14 protein-coding genes and 2 pseudogenes are annotated in these 10,370 nt (G+C 61.0%); 6 read left to right on the top strand and 10 right to left on the bottom strand.

From position 1 onward, the window contains the following. Window positions 1-18: 18 nt before the first annotated feature. Both CAPSK01_RS02500 and CAPSK01_RS02495 read right to left on the bottom strand, forming a co-directional pair. On the bottom strand, window positions 19-378 hold the full coding sequence (locus CAPSK01_RS02500; RefSeq protein ID WP_034922027.1) for a hypothetical protein: 360 nt from the start codon (window positions 376-378) through the stop codon (window positions 19-21). Window positions 379-385: 7 nt separating this feature from the next. Beyond that, entirely contained in the window at window positions 386-856 is a 471-nt protein-coding gene (locus CAPSK01_RS02495; protein ID WP_034922023.1) for a YbhB/YbcL family Raf kinase inhibitor-like protein, read from the bottom strand. 121 nt (window positions 857-977) lie between these two features. Between CAPSK01_RS02495 and CAPSK01_RS21555 the strand changes: the two genes are divergently transcribed. Both CAPSK01_RS21555 and CAPSK01_RS02490 read left to right on the top strand, forming a co-directional pair. Further along, entirely contained in the window at window positions 978-1,253 is a 276-nt protein-coding gene (locus tag CAPSK01_RS21555; protein WP_273702953.1) for a hypothetical protein, read from the top strand. A 105-nt stretch (window positions 1,254-1,358) separates the two neighbouring features. Continuing rightward, entirely contained in the window at window positions 1,359-2,084 is a 726-nt protein-coding gene (locus CAPSK01_RS02490; RefSeq protein ID WP_034922020.1) for an alanyl-tRNA editing protein, read from the top strand. 6 nt (window positions 2,085-2,090) lie between these two features. Here CAPSK01_RS02490 and CAPSK01_RS02485 read toward each other — a convergent pair whose 3' ends face one another. Continuing rightward, complete coding sequence (locus CAPSK01_RS02485) at window positions 2,091-2,345, bottom strand: BrnT family toxin (protein WP_034922017.1); 255 nt, start codon at window positions 2,343-2,345, stop codon at window positions 2,091-2,093. Window positions 2,346-2,381: 36 nt separating this feature from the next. Here CAPSK01_RS02485 and CAPSK01_RS02480 point away from each other — a divergent pair, with 36 nt between their 5' ends. The 4 genes and pseudogenes from CAPSK01_RS02480 to CAPSK01_RS21550 all read left to right on the top strand — a co-directional run bounded on the left by CAPSK01_RS02480 (window position 2,382) and on the right by CAPSK01_RS21550 (window position 3,783). Then, window positions 2,382-2,612, top strand: a complete 231-nt coding sequence (locus CAPSK01_RS02480) for a DUF433 domain-containing protein (protein ID WP_034922067.1) — start codon at window positions 2,382-2,384, stop codon at window positions 2,610-2,612. Next, complete coding sequence (locus tag CAPSK01_RS02475) at window positions 2,609-2,992, top strand: DUF5615 family PIN-like protein (RefSeq protein WP_273702952.1); 384 nt, start codon at window positions 2,609-2,611, stop codon at window positions 2,990-2,992. Before CAPSK01_RS02480 ends, CAPSK01_RS02475 begins: the two co-directional genes overlap by 4 nt. A 369-nt stretch (window positions 2,993-3,361) precedes the next feature. Next, window positions 3,362-3,586: pseudogene (locus CAPSK01_RS02470) on the top strand (type II toxin-antitoxin system HicB family antitoxin); the annotation flags it as partial. A gap of 8 nt (window positions 3,587-3,594) precedes the next feature. Continuing rightward, the gene (locus CAPSK01_RS21550; protein WP_337958529.1) at window positions 3,595-3,783 is read left to right on the top strand and encodes a type II toxin-antitoxin system HicA family toxin; all 189 of its coding nucleotides are present in this window, start codon (window positions 3,595-3,597) and stop codon (window positions 3,781-3,783) included. Between the two features lie 75 nt (window positions 3,784-3,858). On the opposite strand, the gene CAPSK01_RS02465 is transcribed toward CAPSK01_RS21550, so the two are convergent. From CAPSK01_RS02465 to CAPSK01_RS02435, 7 genes and pseudogenes are all read right to left on the bottom strand, one after another. Further along, window positions 3,859-4,437: an NnrU family protein gene (locus tag CAPSK01_RS02465; RefSeq protein WP_034922013.1), complete on the bottom strand. Its 579-nt coding sequence runs from the start codon at window positions 4,435-4,437 to the stop codon at window positions 3,859-3,861. Then, the gene (locus CAPSK01_RS02460) at window positions 4,434-6,128 is read right to left on the bottom strand and encodes a flotillin domain-containing protein (protein ID WP_034922010.1); all 1,695 of its coding nucleotides are present in this window, start codon (window positions 6,126-6,128) and stop codon (window positions 4,434-4,436) included. The genes CAPSK01_RS02465 and CAPSK01_RS02460 overlap by 4 nt, the downstream gene beginning before the upstream one ends. A 54-nt stretch (window positions 6,129-6,182) precedes the next feature. After that, window positions 6,183-6,809, bottom strand: coding sequence for a YqiJ family protein (locus tag CAPSK01_RS02455; RefSeq protein ID WP_034922007.1), 627 nt, complete (start codon window positions 6,807-6,809; stop codon window positions 6,183-6,185). Continuing rightward, a complete protein-coding gene (locus CAPSK01_RS02450) occupies window positions 6,806-7,630 on the bottom strand; it encodes a PspA/IM30 family protein (RefSeq protein WP_273702951.1) in 825 nt (274 codons plus the stop codon). The genes CAPSK01_RS02455 and CAPSK01_RS02450 overlap by 4 nt, the downstream gene beginning before the upstream one ends. Next, window positions 7,620-8,804 (bottom strand): glycosyltransferase, encoded by a 1,185-nt coding sequence (locus tag CAPSK01_RS02445; RefSeq protein WP_273702950.1) that lies wholly within the window; start codon window positions 8,802-8,804, stop codon window positions 7,620-7,622. The genes CAPSK01_RS02450 and CAPSK01_RS02445 overlap by 11 nt, the downstream gene beginning before the upstream one ends. Before the next feature lie 52 nt (window positions 8,805-8,856). Beyond that, the gene (locus tag CAPSK01_RS02440; protein WP_034922004.1) at window positions 8,857-10,185 is read right to left on the bottom strand and encodes an oligosaccharide repeat unit polymerase; all 1,329 of its coding nucleotides are present in this window, start codon (window positions 10,183-10,185) and stop codon (window positions 8,857-8,859) included. Next, window positions 10,178-10,370: pseudogene (locus tag CAPSK01_RS02435) on the bottom strand (hypothetical protein); the annotation flags it as partial. The pseudogene CAPSK01_RS02435 and the gene CAPSK01_RS02440, both read right to left, overlap by 8 nt.

Here is a 10,370-nt window from a genome sequence, read left to right as displayed (position 1 = left end):
CAGCAAGCAGATCGTCACCTACGGTCTCGATTCTTCGGCCAATTGCGGGCATTGGTTCAGGATGTGCCGCTCGCACGCGAGCAGGCCGATGGCGATGGCTGTTTCGCCAACGAGGCTGCGCTTGCCGACGTCGTGGGCCACGAGTTCGCGCAGCTCTCGCGCGAACCAGAGGACGCCTTCGAGCAGTTCACGCGGAGGCTGGCGCAGGCAGTCGCCGAACAGCGCTTCGGCATCGTCAAACCGTGGCGCCCCGAAGGTCTGCGCCCATGCCCCGGAAAAACCCCGCCATAGCTCGTCGCCCTGGGCGTGAATCTCCTGCAGACGCTCGAGCAGCTTCTCCTGCAGGCGACTTCGGCTGCTACCGGCGGTCGTCTTCAAAGCGACTTCAACGGCCCTTCTGATAGGTGCCGACCAACTGCGCTTCTGCAACGATATGCCCCTGCATCGCCTGCTCCAGGGCCTTCCTGGTCGGTTTTTTCAAGTCGGGCAACACAAGGTCAAGGGCGTACAGCTTGTGGAAGTAGCGGTGTCGACCGATGGGAGGACAGGGGCCGCCGTAGCCAACTCGCTGCCAGTCGTTCAGTCCATCCAGTGTGCCGGCCGGAAACGACCGTACGGCCTCGGGCAACCCGGTGCTGTTGGCCGGCAGGTTGTACAGCACCCAATGAACCCAGGTCATGCGTGGTGCGGCAGGATCCGGCGCATCCGGATCGTCCACAATCAGTGCTAGACTCTTGGCGCGGGCAGGCACACCACTCCAGGCCAGTGGCGGAGAAATGTCCTGACCCTCGCAGGTGTACAGCTTCGGGACCGGCTCGTTGTGATCGAACGCACTTGAAGTGATGGTCATGTCCATGCTGGCTCCTCCAGTTTGAGTGGTAATCACCCGGACGCCAGGCATCAGCGATACGCGGCAATTGTGCCCAGGCGGATGTCAGCGACAGGATGGTCGAATAGTCAATCTCAGGCTACACATCGTGATACTTTATCGCAAGCCAGGATTATTGAAATGGCTGAAATGGCTGAAATGGCTGAAAGGGTTGTTTGTAACCCGAGCCCCGTTGCCTCCAGAGATCCTGCGAGCCAAAGAAGTCATCGCGGCCATAGACTCGGGAGGCATGCCATTGAATCCGGCAACGATCAACACGATCGCACGGAACCTGGGGCTGGAGGTGCCAAGACGAGCACCAGTCAGCGACACGATCCAGCGCATCCGGATGGCGGTTGAACGAAGCCAACACTTGCGGTCTTGATGCCCCCAGGAGGCGAAAGTGGGGTCGCTGTTGTTTATCCCCCGCCTTCACCCCCTTGCCGTAGGTCACGGCGCGCTGCCTGCCGACGCACAGATGGAACTACCGATGACCGAAGAACTATTCCGCGAAGACGCTACGCTCACCCGTTGTGAAGCACGAATCACTTGCATCGACCACCGCGGCGTACAACTCGAGCGCACGGTCTTCTACCCGCTGGGGGGAGGCCAGGCTGGCGACCGCGGGACCCTGATCCTGCCCGACGGCAGTGATCTGCAGATCGTCGACACCCGCAAGGGGGCGCAGGCCGGCGAAATCCTGCATGTGCCGGCGGCTGGCCAGGAGGAACTGCTCGCGCAGATCAGCGCCGGCCAGCGGGTTAACGCCTGCCTCGACGAGCACCGCCGACAGCGCCACATGCGCTTCCACACCACGACGCACCTGCTGTGCGCGTTGATCCCTCACCCGGTCAACGGCTGCTCGATCACCTGCGACTATGCGCGGCTGGATTTTCACATGACGGAGCCGCTCGACAAGGAAGCCCTGACCGCCGGCCTGGCGCACCTCGTCGGCGAGGCCCGCCCGGTCCGTCATCGCTGGATTGCCGAGGCCGAACTGGATGCCAATCCCGGCCTGGTACGCAGCATGAGCGTGCAGCCACCACGTGGGCTGGGCCGCGTCCGGGTCATCGAAATCGAAGGGGTGGACCTGCAGCCCTGCGGCGGCACACATGTCGGCAACACGGCCGAGATCGGCGCCGTCGTCGTCACCCGAATCGAGAAAAAGTCGGCGATGACCCGCCGGGTCGTGCTCGCGTTCGCCAGGACGAGCTAAACGCAGCTAGGCGGTGTGCAGTTCTTCGCGCAGCACTTTGCGCAGCGTCGCCACGGTAATGGGCTTGTCCTCGGCGTCTTGGCTCGCCGCATCGGCAACTACCTCGCGCAATGGCGTGACGAAGCGCTGTTCTCCCTGTGCGTCAGGATCCTCGATGGTGACAGCCATCGGGTCACGGAGGGCCTGTTCGGCATGGGCGAAGCTGACCTGGTGCTTGGCCAGGTTGGACCTGGCCTTGGATGGGTCGAATTCGATGTCCATCGAGGCATTATAATGGCCTGGTCACAGGAGGCTGAGATGAAGACGTTCGATCGCATCACCAGGGATCCGGCGATGTTGGGTGGCCAACCGACGGTGCGCAGCATGCGGCTCACGGTCAGGCGGGTAGTAAAAGCCGTAGCACTATACCCAAATCGGGACGAGCTGTTTGCCGAGTATCCGGAACTCGAACCGGAAGACGTCCGTCAGGCGCTGGAGTTCGCCGCGCAGAACCTCGATGACCGGGTGATAGCTTTGGAGCTGGCTTGATCCGGCTGCTGCCGGACCAGGGACTGCCTCGCTCCGCCGTCCGATTGCTGGGTGATGTCGGCTGGGACGTGCTACACGCGGGAGACATTGGCATGGCCCGCTCATCGGACAGCGACATTCTGGACTACGCTCGCCGGGAGCGTCGCGTCTGCGTGACCCTGGATGCGGATTTTCACGCCCACCTTGCCGTGAGCGGCGCGGCACACCCTTCGACGGACCGTATCCGAATCGAAGGCTTGAACGGCTGTGCTCTGGCCGAGCTGCTGCAGAAGGTGTGGCCGATGATTGGCGATGCCCTGGACCGGGGCGCAATGGCGACGATCACTGAACGCGACATTCGCCGGGGCGGAGCGACGAGCAGGAACAATAGACGCCGGTGACTGCAAGCGGCTTCGCCAAAGGCTCGAAACTCCCGCGCGGACTGATGCTCACGGTATTCTCGTTGCGATCCGGTCATCCGAGGGTGGTGGAAGCAGCCGTCAATGGCCGCGCGAAACCCACGCTACGAACGTGGCGCTGGAGCCACACCCGCGCCAGACAACCATCAGTCGCGCCGACAACGCGAAAGAAATTGGTTCGCCCTATTCACCAGGGCCGGCTAATGGGTGACGCCGCTCTTGTGGTTGGCAAAAACCAGACCCCGACAGACATATGGGGCTAATGCGTGACCCCATTCATACGGGGCAAATTATTGTGTGTGCAACTCGCGGTGCTAGACTATGCGGCGTTCATTTCTGGAGGTCGCGGCCATGGCCAGCACGATGCAGTTGACGGCAATCATCGAACGTGAGGGGGCCGAGTACATCTCCATCTGCCCGGAACTGGACATCGCCAGTCAAGGGGCCACCATCGAAAAGGCATGCGACAATCTGCAGGAGGCAATAGAGCTGTTCTTCGAGACGGCCGATTCCTCCGAGATCGCCACCCGCCTCCATGACGAGGTGTTCGTCACCCGGGTTGAGGTCGCGGTTGGAAGGGACTTGTGTCGGCTGCTCGGCGACCACGGTTTCGAAGTGGTCGGCAGCGTGGCCGCCACGCGGTCATGCAGAAGCGGACAGCAGGCACCACCGTAACGGTCCCGGTCCCGCTGCACGACGAAATCTGCATCGGGACGCTTCAATCCATCATCCGCCCATCAGGCCTGCTCAAGTCTCTGTTCGAGCAAGGTTGAGCAGCAAGAATCGCTCCGAGAGGGCGAATGTTTCGGGGCAGCAATTCACGTAGGGCAGGTTTGCAAGAGCCTCCGTTAGCCGAAAGGCTTTACGCCGATCAGCCAGGCATGGCCGTAGAAGGCAAAGCCCAGCCAGCCGACGAGGCCCATGCCGAGCACCAGCGCATCGCTGGCCCAGCCGCGCACCGGGTAGGTCCGTCCGGCAATCCGGTCGCGGCGCCGCAACGAGACGAAACTCGCCACGGCCCAGACGAGGAAGGCGCCGAACAGGGTCGCGTCGGCCAGACTGCCGTTGGCCAGCAGATGTGCCAATGCCCAGAGCTTGACACCGGCGACCATCGGATGGCCGACCTTTGCCTGCAGGTGGCTGCCGGGCACGAAGGCGGCGACCAGCAGAATGAACGCCGGCAGGGTCAGCAGGGCGGCCAGGTGGCGAGTCCCCCGCGGCGCCAGCCAGAGGACCGGGGAATCCACGTGTGCCAGGCCATAACCCCAGATGATCAGCGCCAACCCGAGCGCCGAGACGAGCGAGAAAACGCCTTTCCAGCGCATTTCGCCGAGCCGGGCGAGTTGAGCATCGCGCCAGTCGCCAGCGACGATGCGTAGCGAATGAGCGCCGAGGAAAACGATCAGCCCGATGACGAGATAGCTCATGACGGTCTCCCGGCCTGCGATGACGCGCTGTCAGAATTGCCCAGCATTCCGGACAGCGCGCGGGCAACGCCGCTGATTCCGTCGTTGGACAGGCCGGCATCCTTCATCACGGCATCAACGATCGGCTTGGCCAGTTGGTACTGCAGTGCCGAGTTCATCACCTGCTCCGGAAACGTCGCGCCGCTGCCGCCGTCTGCTGGCTGTGCCGCTGCACCGGGCAGGCCACTGACCTGAAAGATGCGGATCGAGTCAATCTTCTCGATCGGACGAACCGCCTGCTCGAGGATCCGGGGCAGTTGCTGGAGCAACAGGGTGCGCACCTGCAGATCGATCTGTGCGGCAGACAGGGTGTTGAGTGCCTCGTTGATGGCACGTTTTCCTTCGGCCTCGGCGAGCGCTGCTGCCTGGCGTGCCTTGGCCTCGATGGTCACCGCCTCGGCGCGGTCGAGCGCGGCGTCCTTCTCGGCCGCGGCCGACACCTTGACGCCGATGGCTTTCTGCTCGGCCTCCTTCGCAGCCTCGATCAACTGGATGCTCTTTTCCCGCTCGGCGACGGCCACCTGGCGTGCCGTGTTGACCGCCTCTGCAGCCTTGACGGCTTCGGCGCGGGCAAGGTCGGCGGCCGCGTCGGCTTCAGACTGCTCACGCGACTTGGTGGCGATGGCGATCTGGGTGTCCTGGCGGGCAATCTCGACCTGTTTTCGTTGCTCGGCACGCTGCATTTCCGTCTTGCGCTCGAGTTCGATTTCACGGGTCTGGATGGCCAGATTCTTGTCGATCTCGGCGCCCCTGATTTCCCGTTCGGCTTCGATGCGCTTCTCGCTGACCTGCCGCTCGGCCTGAATCTTGGCCGCCTCGGCCTCGCGGCTGCGCTCGGCCTGCTGTGTGGCGATCAACGCTGCCTGCTCGGCCCGGTTGTTCTCGATCTCTCGCTTCTGCGCGAGCGAAGCGAATTCCTGATCCTTCTCGATGGTCAGCTTCAGGCGGCTTGCTTCGAGATTCTTGGTGCGTACCTGGACCTCGGTATCCTGTTCCACGTCATTGCGCTGCTTGCGGCGCGCTTCGGTCTGTTCGGTCAGGCGGGTCAGGCCTTCGGCATCGAAAGCGTTGTTCGGGTTGAAGAACTGCTTGTCCGTCTGATCGAGACTGGTCAGGGAAACCGATTCGAGTTCAAGGCCGTTCTTTTCGAGGTCTTCGGCGACAGCGTTCTGGACGGCCTGGACGAAGTCCCGGCGTTTGTCCTGCAGTTCCTGGATCGTCATGGTCGCGGCAGTGGCCCGCAGCGAGTCGACGAACTTGTCTTCGACCAGCGCCTTCAGCTCGTCCGGGCTCATCGTACGGGCGCCAAGGGTCTGCGCGGCGATACTGATCGCCTCTTCGGTCTGCTTGACCCGCACGAAGAATGCGGCCGTCACATCGACGCGCATGCGATCCCGTGTGATCAGGCTTTCGCGTTCGCGGCGAAGCACTTCCAGCTTGAGCGTGTTCATGTTGACGAGGACACGCTCATGGAAAACCGGCAAGACGATGGCGCCGCCGTCCATGATCACTTTCTGGCCACCGAGACCGGTGCGCACGAAAGCGGTTTCCTTGGTCGAGCGCTTGTAAAGGCGCGCGAAGATGATTCCGATGGTCAGCAGGGCGATCAGCACCATGCCGGCCAGGGCGGCAAGCTCGATCAGATTGTTCATGTTTTCGGTTCTCCCTCAGCGGTGATTTCGGGAGTCGCTGACGCGACTTCCAAATTAAAGCAATGCGGGGTGGGGATTGGCAATACAACGGTACGACGCCCCGGTCTTGCGGACAATGAGAATCTGGGCTCCTTCGTCGAAGGTTTCATCGTCCACATCCGGCTCGACCATCAGGTAGTGCGTTCTCCCCTGGCTGTCACGCACCCGCGCCTGCGCCGCCAGCCCACGGCGAGCGACGCCCGCCGAAACGACACCGGCACGGCCGATCAGCGACAACTCGCTGACCGCACTGCTTTCGTCGCGAGGAATGATACGCGCCGCCAGCTTGCCGAGGCTGCCGACGGTTGCCAGGCTGGGCGGTAGCGCGACGATTCCGGCGATCCAGGCCGGCAGGTAGAAGCCAAGCAAGCCATGCAGCAGCATCTGCAGCGCGTAGCCGAACAGCGCATAGGCAGAGAGAAAGAGAACCAGCAGTACCAGCGAAGGCACTTTGCCGACATGCAGCCAACCGAGCGCCCGGTCGATTCCGCTATCGCCGTCGATCTCGGGAAGCAGTTGATCGAGCAGATTGCTCGGACTCAAGGAGATCAGCATGCCGACGCCTTCGAGCAGGGCGATGACGATGACCAGCACGAAGGCGACGCCGAAGGGCAGCGTCTCCGCCGCGACGAACAGACTCACGCCTTGCCCGCCTTGAGCAGCGCCATGCGCTCGGCGATCTTGTTCTCGCGAACGAGATCGTCGAGTTCCCGGAGCCTTGCCGCCTGTTCGAGGCTGCCCGTGCGGGCAGTCCCGGCGAGCCCGGTTTGCCGCTCGTATACCCGATCGAAAGCGCTGGTGACGGCATCCATTCGATGATCGGTCGGCTTGCTCGAACTGCCACTGCCGGCGAGCGTCGCGGCGGCGGCCCGGCTCTTGCGAAACTCGGACAAGGCTTCTTCCATCTCGCGTTTCTTGGCGAGCAGCGCGGTGACATAGCCCTTGAACTCGCTTTCCTGGCGCGCGAGCTCGGCCAGTGTCATCTCGAGGATCGGAATCTGGGCCTCGATGTCGAGTTGGCGGGCTACCGCCGCGCGGGCAAGTTCCTCGCGCTGCAGAACCATGGCCTGCTCGATCTGTCCGCCCAGTTTCTCATGCTGCGCATTCAGGTTCGCATGCTGTTGCTGCGCGAGATGGCGGTTGGCGCTGACCAGACCCAGTTCATGGCGAACGTCGTCGATCACCGCATCGGCCTCGCGAATCGATTGCTGCATGATCGCTTCGGGCGCTTGATCCTCGATGCGGTCGATGAGTGCGTGTACGCCGCCAGCGATCACGCGGCCCACGCGGTTCTTGAGAGTATCGGCCATGTCAGGCTCCTTCTGGAAGTCAGGGTTGAGAAAATGCTTGCGGTCAGCGCAGGCTTCGTGGCCCGGCGCAATGATCGCGTCGACCTTGCGCCGGGCCGGCCGGTCGGCGCAACCGGTGGCAAGCGGGGTCGGCAAGGGCGCGCTACGCAGCATCCGAGGAAAAATTCACCATGGCGGCGAACATGCTTCGATTCGCATCGACGTTTCCAGCGTGTTCCAGGTATGCAGCGGCGGCAGTTCGAGCAGCCGTTGACACTTCCGCGAATCTTGCCGCGTCCCAGCTTACGGCTTCGTTCAGGGCTGCGACAAAGGATTCCGGCCGAGAAAGCGGGATCTCCCAGCCGTACCCCTTTTCCTGCAAGCCTCGCCAGGGGGTGGCATCGCTGATCAGGATCGCACAACCCGCTGCCATGGCTTCGAGAATGACGTGCCCGAAGTTCTCGCCAAGCGTCGGAAACAGAAAGACATGGTATCTGCCCAGCATGGTGACGACATCCTTCGACTCGATGGGCCCCTTCTGGGTGACCTGCAAAGTCGTCGGCGCGGTCTCGATGATCGCCTGGCATTCATGCCAATAGGCCTGGTCTTCGAGCGGCCCCCAGATATCGAACGCGATGCTTCCGGAAGCCTCCGAGAGAACCTTGAGCGCGTAGTGCAGGTTCTTCTTGCGCGCCACTCTCGACAGGAAGGCCACCCGCAATTGGCCGGACTGTTTCTCCGGCAGGGGGTTGGCGACCCCCTGCGGGTTCGTTGAAAGATTGCCGGCCACGAAAAACCGACCCGGCCCACGCCTGCCATCCGAAGGCAACGGAAAATACGCCGAGATCTCCGATTGCTCACGCGGCGTCGAGGCGTGCCAGCAGACTCGATCGTAGCACCCCAGCAATCTCGCGACGGCCAGGTAGCACTGCTTCTTCCTTCGTTTCAGGCTCAATGCTCCGGGCGAGAATTCGCCACGCGGAGCGAGCAGCACCGGGGTCTTGTTCCGAAGCATTCCCAGTGCCAGCAGCACCTTGATCGTGTGACTGGAGAAAAAACTGTTGAGGTACACACACGACCAGTTCCCGGCAAGCAACTTCATCAGGTCGTTCCATGGCGGCAGGCCCGAGTCGGTATAAAACACATGACCCTTGCCAACCCTCACCCATTCTCCCAGTTTTATTCCCTCGTATCGCTGCAACTCACCCAAATCCTTCGCCGAAGTCACCACGTAAAAAGAAAAATCATCCCCCAGCATTTCGACGATGCTGGCAATGCTCTTGATCGGACCCCCTGCCTTGTAGCCCGGAAGGTAATAATCACTGAAGACAAGAATCCTGCATTTCATATTGCAAATGTCGTTTCCGTCAAGGGATCGAAGCAAAAGGATCGCACCGGCCTCACCTCCGGTAGCGCAGCATGACCGAACAGAACAACCAGGCAATCAGGAAGCTGGTCAGAAACTGGGCGAGTCGCAGATTCGTCAACTGGAAATTGAGAAGGACCATCAAGAAAACATAAAGGCTGAAAAAGGTTCTTCTCGACATCATGAACGAATATGAGGAACGAATGATCATTCCCAGGATGAACATGCCGATCACCACACCCAGCAAGCCGGCACTCGCGTAGCCAATACCGATGGTTTCCGGCGGTGTGGAGGAAGGGTACATCTTCCAGAACGGCGTTGGCGGGATCACGTTCCATCCCTCCATCAAACTTCGGATATAAACGCCATCATCGACGGGAGGCTTGTCAGGAAAGAAGGTGCTTGGTATTGGAGCGTACAGCAGATCGATGTATGAGCGCCCCCACCAGTAGTCGTTCTGATCGAAATACTTGATGATGAACATATAGGTATCGACATAACTCAATTGGGTGACGAAGATGTTAACGTTGTCCAGCACATCTGCGAACAGTTCGCCCGGACGATTCATATAATACTCGAGAGCATCCCCCTGCCTGAGCAGCAGAACGCTGACGAAATAAAATGCCACGAAAACAACCAATGCGACATGGGAGAGTCTGACCGAGTTTATTTTCCTGATGCTGTAGTGCCAGGTCAACAACAGCATCAGGAGCAAATGCAGAAGATGCTTCCTGCCTCCGAAAGCGGTATAACTGATCGCCGCGATAAGGAAAAAAAGTGCCAGACAGATTTTTTTTCCGATGCCATTGCCGTACTGAAATGAATAGGCCATCAAAAGTACGCTGAAGGCGAGCATGGCGTTGGCCGCGGTGGATAAATAGCCGAGGCCGGCGGTGAGACTGGTGCGGTCGCCCAGGTTCAGAAGTAAAAACTCCAAGCCGCCAACAAGCTGCACCTGCACGATCCACAGGGCCATGCCAAGCAGCAGAGCGATCACGGCAGCTCTCAGGACCGTGCCTTCCGACAGGGCAGATACCCTGGGCACACCGGCGGACGAAACCCAGCCAAAGGACAGACGTCCGGCAGTCAGATATCCCGCGAAAACGCACAAATACGCGACCCCTTGAACAAAGGTATATTTCAGGAACAAATCATTGAACTCGTGGTAGCGAATATGCTGAGCAACTGGAGGATACATGACCGAAGGGTCGAAGGAGAGAAGCAGCAGATACGGAACCGTCGTGACGAAGCTCAATATCGAATAGGTTCGCAGCGGGGCGAAGATCCCCTGGCCACGCTCAATCGCCCAGGGGATCAGCAGGAATCCGGTCATGACCACGATCGCCAGAAGCCTCTCAATCATTGCCGAGTCTTCGCACCACCCGTGCGGGATTACCCGCGACCACGACATGTGGGTCAATGGGTTTGGTCACCACGGAAGCGGCCGCAACGACGCTCCCTTCGCCAATGCTGCTGCAGTTTTCCATGATGATGGCGTGCGCGCCGATCCACACCCTTGCGCCGATTGTTTTCGGTATCCCCTTAGGA

It is taken from the genome of Candidatus Accumulibacter vicinus, from assembly GCF_000584955.1.
Lineage (GTDB): Bacteria > Pseudomonadota > Gammaproteobacteria > Burkholderiales > Rhodocyclaceae > Accumulibacter > Accumulibacter vicinus.
This window is presented reverse-complemented; position numbering and strand designations above follow the sequence as displayed.

Excerpts from the sequence above, each read along its gene's own strand:
- CAPSK01_RS02490 (WP_034922020.1), top strand. The coding sequence starts at position 1,359 with ATGACCGAAGAACTATTCCGCGAAGACGCTACGCTCACCCGTTGTGAA.
- CAPSK01_RS02495 (WP_034922023.1), bottom strand. The coding sequence starts at position 856 with ATGGACATGACCATCACTTCAAGTGCGTTCGATCACAACGAGCCGGTC.
- CAPSK01_RS02480 (WP_034922067.1), top strand. The coding sequence starts at position 2,382 with ATGAAGACGTTCGATCGCATCACCAGGGATCCGGCGATGTTGGGTGGC.
- CAPSK01_RS02485 (WP_034922017.1), bottom strand. The coding sequence starts at position 2,345 with ATGGACATCGAATTCGACCCATCCAAGGCCAGGTCCAACCTGGCCAAG.
- CAPSK01_RS02450 (WP_273702951.1), bottom strand. The coding sequence starts at position 7,630 with ATGCTGCGTAGCGCGCCCTTGCCGACCCCGCTTGCCACCGGTTGCGCC.
- CAPSK01_RS02465 (WP_034922013.1), bottom strand. The coding sequence starts at position 4,437 with ATGAGCTATCTCGTCATCGGGCTGATCGTTTTCCTCGGCGCTCATTCG.
- CAPSK01_RS02440 (WP_034922004.1), bottom strand. The coding sequence starts at position 10,185 with ATGATTGAGAGGCTTCTGGCGATCGTGGTCATGACCGGATTCCTGCTG.
- CAPSK01_RS02460 (WP_034922010.1), bottom strand. The coding sequence starts at position 6,128 with ATGAACAATCTGATCGAGCTTGCCGCCCTGGCCGGCATGGTGCTGATC.
- CAPSK01_RS02445 (WP_273702950.1), bottom strand. The coding sequence starts at position 8,804 with ATGAAATGCAGGATTCTTGTCTTCAGTGATTATTACCTTCCGGGCTAC.